Here is a 16,918-nt window from a genome sequence, read left to right on the forward strand (position 1 = left end):
AACGTCGCATTTCGATCACTCACGCCTTTACCGGTTGGGGCCGGCTACCTGTCCGTTTGCGGCGAGGCAAGCGTGGAGGGGTATGTGGTGGAGCGCTGCACGACAGCGGCGCCAGTTTTAGACCGTGCGGGGGCTCCAACTAGCTTGCACCTTAGATCAGTGTGGCGAACGCCTACTCCCTAGGCACCTCCCCGGCGGAGGCCGGGGCCCAATTGGGAGACGTCGGTGATGTAGGTTTGTGCTAAACCACTCAGGCCATACCAATTGGGCCCCGGTCTCCGCCGGGGAGGTGTACTGGTTGATGGTTCGTCTAAAGCTCTCGTGTGCGCCGGATAATTAGTATTGCACGGCGAAACCGACCGCCCCCCCTGTCCCCTCAAACATAGCGCGGAATCGGCCCCACCTGCGGCGTCTGGTCCGGCAGGTCCACCATCGTCTCGTCGATGAAACACCAGCCCCAGCCCTCCGGCGGGTCATAGCCCTCGATGATCGGATGTCGCGTCGCGTGGAAGTGCGCGGTCGCGTGACGGTGCGGGGAGTCGTCGCAACAGCCGACATGACCGCATTCCCGGCACAGCCGCAGATGCACCCATTCGCTGCCGATCCCGAGGCACTCCTCGCAGCCCTTGGCGCTCGGCGTTACCTCGCGGATCGTATCCATGTGCGTGCAACCGTAGCTCATTCCGCGTGCCTTTCCGCCATGTCTGCCAAAACCGTGTGGATCTGCGCGACCACCGCCGCGCCTTCGCCGACCGCCGCCGCGACGCGCTTGGTCGATCCGGCGCGGACGTCGCCGATCGCGAAGACGCCCGCGCGGCTCGTCTGCAACGGCAGCTCGGCGGCACCGGTGACGATGAATCCCTTTTCGTCGGTATCGACGCAACCCTTCAGCCACCCCGCATTGGGGTCCGCGCCGATGAACAGGAACAGGTGCCGCATCGCGCCCCGAGTCTCCACGCCGTCGCTGCGTTGGCGGAAGATCGCTGCCGTGAGTCCGGTGGCGCGCTCGCCCTCCAGCCCGACGATCTCGGTGCCGACGCGGATCGTCACGTTGGGCAGCGCGGCGATCCGGTCGATCAAATATTTCGACATCGTCGCGGCCAACGGGCGGCGCACGATCAGGTGAAGGTGCTTCACGCGGGGTGCGAGGAACACCACCGCCTGCCCGGCCGAGTTGCCGCCGCCGACCAACGCGACCTCCTCGCCCTCGCACAACCGCGCCTCGATCGGCGACGCCCAGTAGGATACGCCGGCGCCCTCGAACTCCGCAAGGTCGGGAATGTCCGGCCGCCGATACCGCGCGCCCGACGCAACGATAACGGTCCGCGACTGGACGCGTCGATCGCCCGGCAGCTCGAGCGCCAGCGGGTCGCCCGTGGGCCGATCCTCGTCGCAATCGAGATGTTCGACGGTCAGCGGGATCGCGATCTCCGCGCCGAACTTAAGCGCCTGATTGAATGCGCGCCCGGCCAAGGCCTGCCCCGAAATGCCGGTCGGGAAGCCCAGGTAATTCTCGATCCGCGCCGACGCCCCCGCCTGCCCGCCGATCGCACGCTCGTCGAGCACGATCACCGACAACCCCTCGGACGCCGCATACACCGCCGCCGCTAGCCCCGCCGGCCCCGCGCCGACGATCGCGACGTCGTACACGATGTCGGGATCGAGCTCCGGCGTGATGCCGAGGCACGCGGCGACCTCGATATCCGACGGCCTTTTCAGCACCGTACCGTTGGGGCAGACCACCAGCGGCAGATCGCTCGACGCGACGCCGGTGCGCTCGACCAGTGCACGCCCTTCGTCGTCGGATGCCGCATCAAGGACGATGTTCGGATAGCCCGACCGCGTGAGAAACCCCTGCAGCCGGACGACATCGGGACTGTCCGGCAGGCCGACGATCACCGTCCCCCCGCTGCCCTGCTCGATCAGGCCGACGCGGCGCAGGATCAGCGCGCGCATCACGATCTCGCCGACGTCCGCCGAGCCGACCATCAGCGCGCGCAGATGCGCCGGATCGAACGGCAGCGCGGTACACCCTTGGGGGCCAGCCGTGCCGCCAGCGATCGTCGGGCGCCCGGCAAGCTGGTTGACCTCGCCCGTCAACTGCCCGGGGCCGTGCGTAGTGATCGGCGCCTCGTGGCTGAGCCCGTCGCGACGGACGACGTCGATCGTTCCTTCGAGCACGAGCCATGCCGCGACGCCTTGCTCGCCGATCGCATAGACCTGCTCGCCCGCGGCAAAGACGCGCGCCGGACCGCTCGCAAAGCGCTTGGCCGTCTGAAGCTGTTCCGCGTTGAGTACCGGGAACATCTGGTGGTCGCGCGCGCCGAGATCGCTCATGCCCGCGGCACCAGTCCGAGCCCGAGCAACAGCGTCGGGATCAGCTCGGACACGGTCGGATGGATCGGTACCGCCCAGCGCAGCGCGGACACCGGCTGATCGGCATTCATCATGTCGAGTATCCCGTGGATCGCCTCGTCGCCGCCGGTGCCGAGGATCGCCGCCCCCAAAATTCGTTGTGTATCCGCATCCGCCACGATCTTCATAAATCCCTTCGTTTCGCCTTTTTCGACCGCGCGCCCGACGCGCGTCATCGGCCGTTTCGAGACCAGGATTGGCCGCCCCGTCTTTTCCGCCTGCGCCTGCGTCATCCCCACCCGGCCAAGCGGCGGATCGGTATAGAGCGCATAGCCAACCAGCCGCTCGCTCAGCGTCCGGTCGTCATGATCGAGCAGGTTCGCCGCGGCGATCTCGAAATCGTTGTACGCGGTATGCGTGAATGCGCCGCGCCCGTTGCAATCGCCGAGCGCCCATACGCCCGGCACGTTGGTCTGCAGCATGTCGTCGACGGTGACATAGCCCTTCGGATCGGTCTCGATCCCGGCGAGATCGAGCCCGAGGTCGTCGGTATTGGGGCGCCGGCCGACCGCCAGCAGCACGTGGCTGCCGATCACCTTCGGATCGCCCGCCTGGCAATCGACCGACACCGCGACACCGTCCGCATGGCGCGCGAACGCGATGCAGTTCGCGCCCGTCCGCACCGTGATCCCCTCGTCTTCCAATATGCCCCGCACGGCGTCCGACACGTCGGCATCCTCGTGCGCGATCAGGCGTTCGCCACGCTCGACCACCGTCACCGCGGCGCCGAACCGGCGATACATCTGCGCGAACTCGAGCCCGACATAGCTTCCGCCGACGACGACGAGATGCTTGGGGACCTGCTCCAGCGCGACCATGTCGGTATTGTCGAGATGCGGCACGTCGCCGACACCGGGCATGTCCGGCACGCTCGCCCGCCCACCGACGTTGAGGAAGATGCGCGGCGCGGTCATCTCCTCGCCGTCGACGGCGATCGTCCGCGGTCCGGTGAAGCGGGCGTGGCCGCGCAGGAAGGTGAGCCCGGCCATACCCTCGAGCCAGCGCTCGTTCCCCGATCGCGCGTCCATCACGACCTTGTGCGCGCGGGCCGCGACGGCGGGCATGTCGACCGTGACGTCGCCGGTCGCGATGCCGAAATCCGCCGCGCGCCTCGCGAGGTGCGCGGCATAGGCGCTCGCCACCAGCGTCTTGGTCGGCATGCAGCCGGTATTGACGCAGGTCCCGCCGACCAGCTTCCGCTCGATCAGCGCGACTGTCATGCCCCCGGCGGTAAGGCGGCCTGCCAGCGGTGGCCCGGCCTGCCCGGCACCGACGATGATCGCATCGAAATTCCGCATCAGATCGACAGCACCACCAGCACCGCCAGGAGGATCGCGACGGCATCCTCGATCAGCGCAGCCGGTCGATCGCTGCCGAACGTTGCCGCCAGTCGCGCGCGCAAGGCCGCGCCGCCATAAATTCCGAAGACCGCACCGACGATGCCGAGAACGATCCCCGGCAACGGCGCACCGATGCCGTACCCCACGGCAGCGCCCGACACCCCGCCCGTGAGCAGCCGCGCGACGAACTGCGGCGGCACTTTGCGGCTGGGCGTCGACGGCAACTGATCGGTGACGAGTTCGGTGGCCGCGAGCAGCGTGAAGATCCACGGCGTGAACCGGTAGCCGAGGAACGCCAACCACGTGCCCTGCAACGGCAGCATACCCTTGCTCGCAACCCAGGCTACCGCAGCCGGCGCCAGCATCGCGCGCAAACCGGCGACGATGCCGATGACAAAGGCGAGGATCAGTCCGTGAACGAGCTGGGGGACGAGCATGGCGGTCTCCGATCCGGTGCGTTCGACATCGTCCCACGCACTGCCGAAAGCGTCAATTCGTTACGCATCCGATCTGGCGTCGATCCGGTCGCTCGTCGCGCTCGACGACCCGAGCGATCGGACCAAGCGCCTGATATCGAAAGCGAACACGAGGCCATTTTCGCCCGAATTTATTTCGCCGCCGTCGCCTCGATCTCGACCAGGAACGCCGGCCCCGCCAACGCTGCCACCTGAACGGTCGATCGCGCGACGGTGTTGGGGTTCTCCGCCGTCCCGAAATACATCTTGAACGCGTCGTTCATGCCGACAAAGTCCATCTTGCCACCGAGCTTCGGATCGCCCGCAACGAACACGGTCAGCTTGATGATGTCGCTCATCGCATAGCCCTGCGCCGCGAGTATCGCCTTGATCTTGCTGAAGACGCTGATCGTCTGCGTCTTGGTATCGCCGAAATCGGCAGTCGTCATTTGTGCCGACGACGTCTTGTTGGCCGGATCGATAGGCGCTGCCAGCTGCCCGCTAAGATACAGCATCTTCGCACCCGCCGGCACGGTGACGCCCTGCAGGATCAGCCCGGGCGGAGTGTTAGCGTGCCGGACGATCACCGACTTGCCATCTGCGGCCATCGCCAAGCCAGGCAAGGCGAGCACCGTGCAGATCGCCACGGCCAGCGCGATGGAGTTCGTCTTGATCGTCATGTGTTTCTCTCCCAGTTGCGGATGCGAATGGTTCGGGCGCGGCACGGTTTGGCACCGCGCCCGATCTCTTCGAGACTGACGGTCTCGCGGGCGGAATACTCACCCTTCGATCCTGTCGGGCCGAACGTCCACGTCATGCCGCGCGTCGCGAGCGGTCCGCCCCCAAGGCGGCCCGGTTGGCGCCTTGCGCCGCAACCCGCCTGGCCAGCGCGATGACCTGGCCCTGGGCGGACTGGATGCCGCCCTCCTGCCAGCCCGGAGTCTGGCTGAGCGCGGCGGACGCGAAATAGACGCGGCCGTCGGGTTGCTGGAGCAAGCGAAACTCGGGCGTATCGATATGCCCCTCCTGCCGGCCGTTCGCGCTGCCCGCATTCCAGTCGGGCCACGGCCCCAGGCTGTACGGGATCTTGTGCCAGTTCACCGCGATGCCGTTGACCAGGTCGCCGCCATGACCCGGATGCAGCCGGTCGATCACTCCGCGCGAGAACGCGATCTGTTCGGCGATCGGCCGCTTGGCGAACTCGGCGGCGTTGGGTCCCGACGAATAACAGCCGAGAATCATGCCGCGCGCGGAATGCAGTCCTGCCGAAGGATACCAGATCAGCGTGGTAGGGCCGCCGACGAACGAGATGCCGCCATAGATCTGTTCGCGTTCCCAAAAACGCGGGCTCTCGAACGCGACCTTGTTCGAATGATCGTAGACGACGCCCGCGATCGTCTTCTTCATTGCGGGCGAGAAGTCGGTATCGATCGTCGCGAGCACCGGGAACGGGATCGTGCAGATGATGTAATCCGCCGCCACGGTGTCGACCACGCCGCTCGCCTTGTCGCGGTAGGTCACGTCGACGCCGCGCGAGGTATGGCGGATCCTGGTGACCTCCGCACCGCGGATCGCCGGACGGCGCAGGTTGCGATCGAACCCGTCATGGATACGGTCCATGCCGCCGACCGGCTCGAACATCGTCGCCTGCATGTAGAGATTGTCCTCGAACAGCGTCATCGGCAGCCGTTCGTTCGCCAGCAGCTGGTCCATCGGCACTGCGCTGCCTGCCGACGAGAAGGTAACGCCCGCACCCGGCGCAGTCCCGAACCCCGATCGCTCGGTGCCCGCAAACACATAGTCGGTGCCGAGGTCGCCATAGGCCTTCAGGAACGGCAGCAATTTCTGCTTGTCCGCCGCCGTTACCGACTGGTCGAGCGCACCCTGGTTGATCGCCTTCGCCAACAGTTCGGCGATGTGGCCGCGCATGTCGTTGATCGCGGTCCGCATCCGGATCTTGCTGCCGTTCTCGCCCATCACGTACGCCGAACGGCTCGAATTGACCTCGACCTCCAGCGGCACGTCGAACTTCTTCGCGTACCCGATCAGTCCTTGGTGAAAGCTCGGAATGCGCGCCGGCCCCGCGTTGAAGTAGATTCCGTTGGAGAATTTGGCAGTCTGCGTCTGCTCCCCGATCATCTCGATCTTGTCGCCGTCGCGCACCGTCCAGGCGCGCCCGCCGACCCGCTCGCGCGCTTCGAGCAACGTGACCCGGAAGCCAGCCTGTTCGAGCTCGTAGGCGGCGGTCAGCCCGGCGATCCCGGCCCCGAGCACGACGACGTGCGTTCCCTTGCCCAAATTCGGCGTCAGCGTGGCGAGCGCTTCGGCATGCGACGTGCCGATCAGTCCTTCGGTCAATCCCAGCGCCTGCATCGCACCGAGTGTGGCGCTCAGCCCTCCCATCAGGCCAAGTCGTCGCAATATCGTCCTGCGTGTAATCGCGGCGTGTGTAGTCATCGAGGCCCCCCGAGGCGACAAGCCTTCCCAGCGCTTGCCGGACGTCAGAAACACCGCCGGCTCGAACCCGTCAGCGGCCTCTCAGGAACATCATCCCCCGATCAATCCCGATGGACGTCAGAGCAGGAACGGAAAAGAACACATAGTTCGCTTTCGCCCGGTAATCCGACACGTTGCATCTTTTGACTGAACGATTCGGATTGAACATTGCTTCAGCATGTAACGCAAATGAAATCTTTCTTGCCGCGGAACTCGACCGTCGTTGCCGATCCACGACTTATCCGGCGGACCTACAGGTCTTGAATTCCGCTCGACCTCCGGCCAATTCTCGGACTGATCCTTTCACCAAGAGACCGTCACATCCTATGACCACTGAAACCGCCTCCGCACCTGAAACTTCCGCGCCCGAAACCCATGCCTTCGAGGCGGACGTCGCGCGGTTGCTCCACATGATGGTGCATTCGGTCTATTCGGATAAGACCGTATTCCTGCGCGAACTGATCTCGAACGCCGCCGATGCGTGTGAAAAGCTGCGGTATGAGTCGTTGAGCGCGTCCGAGTTGCTTGGCGACGAGACCCGGCTGGCGATCGCGATCACGCTCGATCCCGACGCCAAGACGCTGACGATCGAGGACAACGGCATCGGCATGACCGCCGAGGACATGGGCGAGGCGCTCGGCACGATTGCGCGCTCGGGCACCAAGGCCTTCATGGATCGGATCGCGGCATCGAGCGGCTCGGATGGCGCGCAGTTGATCGGCCAGTTCGGCGTCGGCTTCTATTCCGCGTTCATGGTCGCATCGAAGGTCGACGTGATCTCGCGACGCGCCGGGGCGGACATCGCCTCGCTGTGGTCGTCGGACGGCCTCGGCACCTACACGATCGCCGACGTGCCGACCGCCGACTCCCCTGCCCGCGGCACCCGCGTCGTGCTTCACCTACTGGAGGACGCGACCACCTACACCGACCGGTTCACGGTCGAGCGCCTCATCAAGGACCAGTCGGGCCACGTACCCGTGCCGATCACGCTGCGCGAAAAGCCCGATGCCGATCCGGCCGACATCGCCGACGGCGCCGCGCTGTGGACCAAGCCGAAGGCGGATATCTCGGTCGAGGACTATGCCGATTTCTACCGCAGCGTCTCCGGCCAGTATGACGAACCCGCGCTGACGCTCCACTACCGCGCCGAAGGGCTGCACGAATATTCGGTGCTCGCCTATGTCCCGGGTGCCAAGCCGTTCGACCTGTTCGACCCCGACCGCAACGGACGCATGAAGTTATACGTCAAACGCGTCTTCATCACCGACGATGCAGAAGTCTTGCCCCGCTATCTCCGCTTCATGCGCGGGTTGGTGGATTCATCCGACCTGCCGCTCAACGTCTCGCGCGAGATGATTCAGGAGAGCCCGATGCTCTCGGCGATCCGCAAGGGTGTGACCGGGCGCGTGCTTGGCGAACTCGACAAGCTCGCGACGCGGGATGCCGAGGCGTACGCCAAGATTTGGGAGAATTTCGGCGCCGTCCTGAAGGAGGGGCTATACGAGGATTTCGAACGTCGCGAGGCGCTGCTGAAGCTCGCACGGTTCAAGACCACGACGTCCGGCGGTGCTTGGCGTTCGGTTGCTGACTATGTCGCGGCGATGAAGGACAACCAGACCGCGATCTATTACGCGGTCGGTACCGATCTCGACCGGCTCGAAGCCTCCCCGCAGCTCGAGGGGTTCCGCGCGCGTGGGATCGAAGTGCTGTTGCTGCCGGACTCGGTCGACGGGTTCTGGGTAACGGCGGGCATCGATCATGACGGCAAGCCGTTCAAGTCGGTTACGCAGGGTGCGGCCGATCTCGGCCTGATCCCGCTCGTCGGCGGTGCCGAGGAGCCGACCGCCGATACGACGCCCGAAGTCGCGGACTTCATCGCGTTCGTGAAAACGACGCTTGCCGATGCCGTCTCCGAGGTTCGAGCGTCCGAGCGCCTTACCGACAGCGCTGTCTGCCTCGTCGCGGCGGACAGCGGGATGGACCGTCAGCTCGAACGCATCCTTGCGGCGAGCGGCCAGGCGATGCCGGCCGCCAAGCCAGTGCTGGAAATAAACCCGCGCTCAGCCTTGATCGCCAAGCTGGCGGCGCTCGGCGAGGACGAGACGGCCCTGCGGGAGGACGCGGCGCACCTGTTGTTCGACGAGGCGCAGATTGCCGACGGGGAGCGCCCGATCGATGCCCGGGCATTCTCCGCTCGCCTGACGCGGCTTTTCACGCGCGCGCTGGGCTAACCGCCCCGGCCGCGGTTTCGCAGGTTTGCGGAACCGCGGTCCAGCGACTACCCCGTTCCAAAGACTGAGGAGCAGGATATGTCGCCCATTCTAGACCGTCGCCAGATGCTGACCGGCGGCGCGGCCATCGCTGGCCTGTCGCTCGGCTCGACCGCCGTGTTCGCGCAGAGCGACCGGATCGAGAGCCTGATCGCCAAGATGACACCCGCTGAAAAAGCGGGCCAGCTCAGTTGCTTCTCGGATCAGATCCGCCCGATCGGCGTCCCCTTCAACCCGGGCCTCGCCACCGGCGGCGCGGCGGAGCAGCTTGCTCGGATCAAGACCGGGCAGATCGGCATGCTCTTCAACGGTGTCGGCTATGCCGGTGCCAAGGCGGCGCAGGACGCCGCGCTCGCGACCCGCTTGAAGATTCCCCTGATATTCGCTGGCGACGTCATCCACGGCCTGCGCACCGCCTACCCGCTGCCGATCGCAGAGGCCTGCGCGTTCGACCCCGACCTAGCGATGCGCACCGCACGTGCGGCCGCGCTTGAGACCACGTCGCTCGGCATCCACTGGACCTTTGCGCCGATGGTCGACGTTGCGCGCGATCAACGCTGGGGTCGTGTCGCGGAAGGCTCGGGCGAGGATCCGTACCTCGGCATGGAACTGGCCAAAGCGCGCGTCCGCGGTTTTCAGGGCAACGATCTTCGCGACCCCACGCGCGTCGCTGCCTGTGCCAAGCATTTCGCCGCGTACGGAGCGGTTTCCGGTGGCCAGGATTACAACTTCACCGAAATATCGCCCGCAACGCTGCACGAAGTCCATCTTGCTCCGTTCAAGGCTGCGGTCGATGCTGGCGTGGCGACTTTGATGAGTGCGTTCAATGACATCGACGGCGTTCCTTCCAGCGGAAATCACTGGCTGATGACCGACCTCCTGCGTGGCGAATGGCGGTTCCGCGGGATGGTGGTCGGGGACTATACCGCCGACGAGGAACTGATCGCGCATGGCTATGCCAAGGATGGCCGCGACGCTGCGAAAAAGGCGTTCATGGCCGGCATGGACATGGCCATGCAGTCCAACCTGTTCAATCTGTGGCTCCCCGACCTAGTCGAGAAGGGCGAGGTCCCGCTCGCGCGGCTCGACGAAGGCGTTCGACGCGTGTTGCACCTGAAGGATGCGATCGGCCTGTTCGACAACCCCTATCGCTCGGTCAGCCAGAAGGCGGAACGCACCAGCGTCTCGACGCCCGCCATGTTGAAGCTTAGCCGCGAAGCCGGGGCGCGTTCGATCGTATTGCTAAAGAACGACGGTAACTTGCTGCCCTTGAAGAAGAACCCCGGCCGCGTCGCCTTGATTGGCCCGTTCGGGGAGGATCGCAAAAACGTCGTCGGCACCTGGGCGTTTATGGCCGACGAAAAGCTCAGCGTTTCGATCGCCCAAGGGCTCCGCGCTCGCGGGCTGACCGTGACGACGGCGCAGGGGTCGGAAATCGAAGCCCCCCTGCCCGGCGGAATTGCTGCAGCCGTCGCCGCTGCGCAAAACGCGGACATCGTCCTGCTCGCGGTCGGCGAATCGCAGCTGATGTCGGGCGAAGCGCAATCGCGTACCGAAATTACGATCCCAGCACCACAGATGGCACTCGCCGAAGCCATCGCGAAGACCGGCAAGCCAATGATTGTCCTCCTCCGCCATGGCCGCGCTCTCGCCTTGCACGGCGCAGTGAAGGCCGCACCAGCGATCCTCGCGACATGGTTTCTCGGTTCCGAAAGCGGCAACGCGATCGCCGACGTGCTGTTCGGCGACGTCAACCCTTCAGCCAAGCTCTCCGCCAGCTTCCCCAACGAGAGCGGGCAGGAACCGTATTTCTACAATCACAAGAACACGGGTCGCCCGGCGCCGGATACGGGCAGCCAGGAATACAAGTCGCGCTACCGGGAGACCAAGAACGAGGCGCTCTATCCGTTCGGTCACGGCCTGAGCTACACCAGCTTTTCGGTCTCGAACGTCGCCGTGCCAGCGCAAATGACCGATACACTCACGGTGACCGCCACCGTTACGAACATCGGTGCGCGCGCCGGCGACGAAGTGGTGCAGCTCTACATCCACGACCGGGTCGCCGGCCGCACGCGGCCTGTCCGCGAACTCAAGGGGTTCGCGCGCGTCTCGCTGGCACCCGGCGCATCGAAGCGCGTGACATTGACCTTAAAGCGCGAAGACCTGCGCTTCTGGGGTGACGGCGATTGGGTGATCGAACCGGGCCTGTTCGACCTCTGGGTTGCGACGAGTTCGGTCGATGGCGAGAAACAGAGCTTCGAATTGGTATAACTGGGTCTTCCGCGAAGCTACATCCGCACGACCCGGTTTCCGATCCGCTCGGCCTCTTCAGGGTCGTGCGTCACCATCAGAATCGGAAGCTTGAGCACGTCGCGGACATGCTCGATCGCGAGCATGATCTCGTCGCGGCGCGCACGATCGAGCGACGACAGCGGTTCGTCGAGCAACAGGAAGCGCGGTTGACTGAGCAGCGCCCGGCCAATCGCCACCCGCTGCGCTTCGCCGCCGGAGAGCGTGCGCGGCCAGCGATCGAGCAGAAGATCGATGCCGAGAAAGCCGATGATGTCCTCGAACCGTTGGGCCTCGCCGCGGACGCCGTAAAGCAGGTTCGCGCGCACACGCAAGTGCGGGAATAACCGCGCCTCCTGAAAGACATATCCGGCTTTCCTGCGCTCGGGTGGCACGTCGACGCCGTCGCCGAACAGCGTTTCGCCATCGACCGCGATCCGGCCGCGGTCCGGGCGGAGTAGCCCGGCGACCATGTTGAGAACGCTGGATTTGCCGACGCCAGACGGGCCGAACAGCACCGTCGCCCCCTCGCCCGCCTCCAGCGTCAACGACACCTGCGTATCGCCGAGCCGCTTCTCGATATCGATCTCAAAGGACATGGAGAGCCCGCCCTGCACGGCGCGTCAACAGTTCCGACGCAATCAGGGCGAACAACGACAGGCCTACGGATACGCAGGATAATCGCCACACAAGTGCATCGGCGCCGGGCTGCTGGAGCGCGGAATAGATCGCCAGCGGCAAGGTCTGCGTCTCGCCGGGCACGTTGGAAACGAAGGTGATCGTCGCGCCGAACTCACCGATCGATCGCGCGAACCCGAGCACCGCGCCGGCCAGCACGCCGGGGATACTGAGCGGCAACGTCAGCGTCCAGAACACGCGCCACGGCCCCGCACCTAGCGATCGCGCCGCATTCTCGAGCCGCCTATCGACCGCTTCGATCGAGATCCGCATCGCGCGGACCATCAACGGCAGCGCCATGACGCCCGCCGCGATCGCCGCGCCGGTCCAGCGGAACAAAACCGTCACGCCGAACCAGTCCTGCAACCAAGCGCCGATCGGCCCATTGGGTCCGAACGCCAGCAATAGCAGCCAACCGGTGACGACCGGCGGCACGACCAAAGGCAGATGAATCGCCGCGTCTACGACGACTTTGCCCGGAAAACGGACGCGCGCGAGCAGCCACGCCAGCGCGAACGCGATCGGCAAGGTCACCGCCATCGCGACGCCGCCGACCTTCAAGGACAGCGCGACGATTCCCCATTCGGTCGCGTCGAGCACTAGCGCGCGGAGAACCCGTAGCGGACGAAGATCGCCTTGCCCGCGGGCGAGACGAGGAAGCGGCGGAAACCCTCGGCCTCCGGGTTCATCGACGTCTTCAGCCGCGCGATCGGATAGGTGATCGCGGGATGCGTTGTCTCGGGGAAGACACCGGCAATACGAACCTTTGCCGACGCCTTGGCATCGGTCGCGTAGACGATCGCGAGCGGCGCTGCGCCGCGTTCAACCAGCGCCAGCGTCGCGCGGACGTTCTCCGCGCGTACCACCTTCGGCGACACCTGCGCCCAGACGCCGAGCTTCTCGAGCGACGCCTGCCCGTATTTTCCGGCGGGCACGGCGGTATCCGCCATCGCCAACGGCCCGGCGGTCAGTACGCGAACGAGCGCAGCGGGCGGGCGCACCGGGATCCGCACCTTGCTACCCGCCGGCGCCGCGACGACGAGGCGGTTGCCGAGGAACGTGACACGGCTGCTGGCGACGATCAGGCTCTTCGCGGCAAGTGCGTTCATCCAATCCTCGTCCGCCGACACGAACAAATCCGCCGGTGCACCGGACTCGACCTGCCGCGCGAGCGCCGACGATGCCGCAAACGAGATCGTCGGCTTCACATGCCCCTTCTTCGCCCACGCATCGGCGGCCGCGGTCAGCGACTCCTGCAACGAAGCTGCGGCAAGCACCAACGGAGGACGCTGTTGTGCCTGCGCACCCGTCGACCCAAGACTTGCCGCAATGACCAGCGCCGTCGTCAGATACCGCATGCCACCTACCTCTCGAACTCTGCGCGTACCGATATATAGCGCCGGGCCATAACGCCAGCCGGTTCGATACGTTGCGCGCTTAGTTCGCCGTGACCCGTCCCGTCCGCGCCAGCTTGCCCCAGCCAACCAGCGGTCCTCGCAACGCCTGCGCGATCGCCTTCAGGACGACGTAGTACATCACCTGACGGTAGCCGATCCGCTGTGGGATCAGCAACCAGAGCAGCCGCCAGCGTTCCTTGCGCTCCAGCGCGAAGGCGATCGTGGCAGCGAGCAGATCGATCGCGGTGAAGATCAGCCAGTAGGCGAGCATCGTATAGACGTCGTGGCTGGTTTGCTCCCAGCCATGCGCCTGCACCGCGACATAGGTCGAGGCGAAGCTGACCAGCAGCGCGAGGTCGATAATCGGCGAGATCGACGCGAGGACGATCTGGAACACGATCGCCTGCGGCAACCCGACCCAGCCGAGCCCACGCGGGTGCGACCGGCCGATCGCCGAGCGGTGCTTGTAGAGGCACTGCAACGTCCCGAATGCCCAGCGGAACCGCTGTTTGGCAAGTGCACGCATCGTCTCGGGCGCCTCGGTCCAGGCGATCGCGAACTGGTCGTATTGGACCTTCCAGCCGTGGCGCTGGATCGCGATCGTGAGGTCCTGATCCTCCGCGAGCGTATCGTCCGGATAGCCGCCGACGCTGCGGATCGCCTCCAGCCGCCATGCGCCGACCGCCCCCGGCACGACGGTCATCGCGTTCAGCCGCGCGAGCGCACGCCGTTCGAGGTTTTGTGCGGTAATGTATTCGAGCGCCTGCCATTTGGTGATCAGGTTGACGCGGTTGCCGACCTTCGCGTTACCCGCGACCGCGCCGAGCTTCGGATCGTCGAACCAGCGCGCCAGACGTGCGATCGTCATCGGCTCGAACTGCGTATCGGCGTCGAGCGCGATCACGATCTCGCCGCGCGCCAGTTCGAGCCCGCGGTTGAGCGCGCGGGCCTTACCGCCGTTCTCCAGCGTGAGCAGGCGAACGCGGTCGTCGCCGGCGAACGCCTCGGCGACGACGCGGCTGGTGCCGTCGCTCGATCCGTCGTCGATCACGATGACCTCGATCGCGACGTCGTTCGACGCCAGCACCCCCTCGACTGCGCGGACGATCACGCGTTCCTCATTGAACGCGGGGATCATCACCGTAACGAACCGCGACGGATCGATCGCCGGGAACACCGTCTTCAACTCGCGCCGCGCCTGGATCAGCGCGAGCGCCGACAAGGCCAGCGCACGGATGATGCCGATCGTGATCGCGATGCCGAAAATCCAGCGGAGCGCGACGACGATCCCGCCGAGCGTGCTGAACAGCGCGAGGTCAGCGACCGCGGCGACGCGGTCGCTCGACGAGATCACCGGCATCGACTGGTTGCGCGACAGCCCGGCGAGTGTCGAGACGGGAACGAAGCTGTAGCCCATCGCGCGCAACCGCTCGATGATGACCGGCAGCGCGGCGACGGTCTGCGCGCGGTTGCCGCCGGCATCGTGGAGTAGGATGACGTTGCCGCTGCGCTCGGGATTGCCCGCCTCGACGCCGGCGATCGTGCGGTCGATAATCGCCTGCACACCGGGCCGCTTCCAGTCGTCGGGATCGACGTGGAGACCGACCGAGATATAGCCGCGCTGCTGCGCCTCGAGCGCGGGCAGGATCTCGTCCGCGGTGCTCGGCTCGGCATCGCCGAAATAGGGTGCGCGGAACAGCCGGAGCGAGCGCCCGGTGAACGCCTGGAACAGCCGCTGCGTGGTGTTAAGCTCGTACTTCACCTGTCGCTGCGAGACGTTGGCGAGGTTCGGATGCGTATAGGTGTGGCTGCCGATCTCATGGCCTTCATCGACCATCCGTTGGAGCAAAGGCCGCTCGGTCAGCGCGTTCTCGCCGATGACGAAGAACGTCGCGGGCGCATGCTCGCGCTTGAGGATGTCGAGGATCTGCGGCGTCCACTCGGGATCGGGGCCGTCGTCGAACGTCAGCGCCAGTTGCTTCGGACGATAGCCGGTCCGCACCACGACATAGGGCGACGGCATCCGCGTGAAGTTGACGTCGGCGATCGTGCCGTCCTTCGCCGGCACCGCGTCGCGAATGCCGGTGACGGGCTCGGCGGCGATCTTGAGGATTTCGCCGCTGCCTTCGATATCGACGTTAGTGCCGGCGGGCATGTTATCGATCGAATCGGGGATCGGCAGTTTGCGATGATCGCGGCCCCAGATCGACCAGAGCCCCGGGTCCTCGGAGCCGAGACGCCACAGCGCGACGCTGCCGAGACCCGCCTTTTGCAGGAACGCGATCTGGTTATAGGCCGACGCAGCGTCGAGCAACCAGACCTGATGCTGCACCCCGCCCTCCGAATAGGCGAAGCTGCTGTTGCCACTGGTCTTGTCGAAAGTCGGGACGGTGCCCGAGTCCGCTGCAGCCTGCCATGCCTCCTCGACGTCGAGCGCGTCGCCGTTGCCGCTATCCGCGCCTGCGTGCCAGTCATAGGCGTACGAGCCAATCGCGACGACTAGCTTGGCGGGGGGGATACCACGCGCAGCGTCGGCGACCATGCGCGCGAACCAGCGTTGCGACGCGATCGGCCCCGGCGCGCCACTCGTCTCGTGCTCGTCATAAGCCATCAGGAAGACCTTGTCGGTTACCTTGGCATAGGCGGGCAGGTTCCAGTCGGGGTTGGCGACCGGCGCCGCGATCGCGACGACCCAACCGCGCGGGGCAAAGCGCGCGCGCGTTTCGGCGAGGAAGGCGCGGTAATTGGGTTGCGCCGATGCGGGCAGATCCTCGAAATCGTAGAACACGCCGCCGGCATGGTTCGCGCTGAGGAACGGCACGAGCTTATCCAGGAAGGCTGCGCGGGCCTTGGGATCGGCGAACAGAGCAGCGCTGCCCGCGCCGTCCCAGTTCCCGTCGACCGCGTTCTGCACCATCGGCAGGATCACCGGGCGGTGGACCGCCTTGTTGAGGATGTCGCGTCCGGCCTGGTCGCGGAACACGGTGATGTGGTGATCCTTGCCGGTGATCGAGACCCAGCCGGGGATCAGCCAGTCGAGTTGTTCGACGTGCCGCGCGAGGCTTGCCGTACTCGCCTCGTCCCACGGCGCGTGGAAGGCGATCGCGAGTGCAGGGTTGGCGCCGTTGCCGACACCGGGCTTGGCCGCGCTCGTCCCGAACAGTTGCTTGGCGTAGTAATTGAGGTCGCGCCGGGTCTCGCGGAGGATACCGCCGCGCGGTGCGGGCAGCTTGTGGAGCGCGGGATGCTCGGGCTCGATCGGGAGCAGCGGCGCAGTCGGCACCGCACCGATCGAGACGGCGAACATCGCGATCGACAGCAGAAGCAGGGCGATGAACGCCGCGACGCCAAAGGTGAACCGCCGACGACGACGGCCGCTTGCATCATAGAATACGGGATTGAGCGACATGGAGCGAGTATCAACCGGCCGAAGGAAAACGGCAACTCGCCGCAACGTTGCGCTACAATGCCGTTTGCGCCCGCGCTGCTGAAAAATGCGTCACGCGTAGTTTAGGGACGGGCCGATAGCTCTTCTGCATCCCCTCCCGCGAGCGGGAGGGGACCGAGGGGTGGGCGCC

General features: G+C 65.9%; 12 protein-coding genes. 2 read left to right on the top strand and 10 right to left on the bottom strand.

Going from position 1 to position 16,918, the window contains the following annotated elements; genetic code table 11:
* Nucleotides 1–376 precede the first annotated feature (376 nt).
* From E5673_RS12990 to E5673_RS13015, 6 genes are all read right to left on the bottom strand, one after another.
* On the bottom strand, nt 377–682 hold the full coding sequence (locus E5673_RS12990; RefSeq protein ID WP_136190337.1) for a UBP-type zinc finger domain-containing protein: 306 nt from the start codon (nt 680–682) through the stop codon (nt 377–379).
* A complete protein-coding gene (locus E5673_RS12995) occupies nt 679–2,337 on the bottom strand; it encodes an FAD-dependent oxidoreductase (RefSeq protein WP_136190338.1) in 1,659 nt (552 codons plus the stop codon). Before E5673_RS12995 ends, E5673_RS12990 begins: the two co-directional genes overlap by 4 nt.
* Nucleotides 2,334–3,716 (bottom strand): FAD-containing oxidoreductase, encoded by a 1,383-nt coding sequence (locus E5673_RS13000; RefSeq protein WP_210731872.1) that lies wholly within the window; start codon nt 3,714–3,716, stop codon nt 2,334–2,336. Before E5673_RS13000 ends, E5673_RS12995 begins: the two co-directional genes overlap by 4 nt.
* Complete coding sequence (locus tag E5673_RS13005; protein WP_136190340.1) at nt 3,713–4,192, bottom strand: DUF4126 domain-containing protein; 480 nt, start codon at nt 4,190–4,192, stop codon at nt 3,713–3,715. Before E5673_RS13005 ends, E5673_RS13000 begins: the two co-directional genes overlap by 4 nt.
* Before the next feature lie 170 nt (nt 4,193–4,362).
* A complete protein-coding gene (locus E5673_RS13010) occupies nt 4,363–4,890 on the bottom strand; it encodes a RidA family protein (RefSeq protein WP_136190341.1) in 528 nt (175 codons plus the stop codon).
* Between the two features lie 133 nt (nt 4,891–5,023).
* Entirely contained in the window at nt 5,024–6,667 is a 1,644-nt protein-coding gene (locus tag E5673_RS13015; RefSeq protein ID WP_136190342.1) for a flavin monoamine oxidase family protein, read from the bottom strand.
* A 365-nt stretch (nt 6,668–7,032) separates the two neighbouring features.
* Here E5673_RS13015 and htpG point away from each other — a divergent pair, with 365 nt between their 5' ends.
* Nucleotides 7,033–8,937: a molecular chaperone HtpG gene (htpG, locus tag E5673_RS13020; protein WP_136190343.1), complete on the top strand. Its 1,905-nt coding sequence runs from the start codon at nt 7,033–7,035 to the stop codon at nt 8,935–8,937.
* A gap of 78 nt (nt 8,938–9,015) precedes the next feature.
* Nucleotides 9,016–11,247: a glycoside hydrolase family 3 N-terminal domain-containing protein gene (locus E5673_RS13025; protein ID WP_136190344.1), complete on the top strand. Its 2,232-nt coding sequence runs from the start codon at nt 9,016–9,018 to the stop codon at nt 11,245–11,247.
* A gap of 17 nt (nt 11,248–11,264) precedes the next feature.
* Here E5673_RS13025 and E5673_RS13030 read toward each other — a convergent pair whose 3' ends face one another.
* The 4 genes from E5673_RS13030 to E5673_RS13045 all read right to left on the bottom strand — a co-directional run bounded on the left by E5673_RS13030 (nt 11,265) and on the right by E5673_RS13045 (nt 16,749).
* On the bottom strand, nt 11,265–11,864 hold the full coding sequence (locus E5673_RS13030; protein ID WP_136190345.1) for an ATP-binding cassette domain-containing protein: 600 nt from the start codon (nt 11,862–11,864) through the stop codon (nt 11,265–11,267).
* Nucleotides 11,854–12,543, bottom strand: a complete 690-nt coding sequence (modB, locus tag E5673_RS13035; RefSeq protein WP_136190346.1) for a molybdate ABC transporter permease subunit — start codon at nt 12,541–12,543, stop codon at nt 11,854–11,856. The genes E5673_RS13030 and modB overlap by 11 nt, the downstream gene beginning before the upstream one ends.
* Nucleotides 12,543–13,301, bottom strand: a complete 759-nt coding sequence (gene modA, locus E5673_RS13040; RefSeq protein WP_136190347.1) for a molybdate ABC transporter substrate-binding protein — start codon at nt 13,299–13,301, stop codon at nt 12,543–12,545. Before modA ends, modB begins: the two co-directional genes overlap by 1 nt.
* Before the next feature lie 79 nt (nt 13,302–13,380).
* The gene (locus E5673_RS13045) at nt 13,381–16,749 is read right to left on the bottom strand and encodes a polysaccharide deacetylase family protein (RefSeq protein WP_136190348.1); all 3,369 of its coding nucleotides are present in this window, start codon (nt 16,747–16,749) and stop codon (nt 13,381–13,383) included.
* Nucleotides 16,750–16,918: the final 169 nt, after the last annotated feature.

Source organism: Sphingomonas sp. PAMC26645 (genome assembly GCF_004795835.1).
In the GTDB taxonomy this organism is placed as follows: domain Bacteria; phylum Pseudomonadota; class Alphaproteobacteria; order Sphingomonadales; family Sphingomonadaceae; genus Sphingomonas.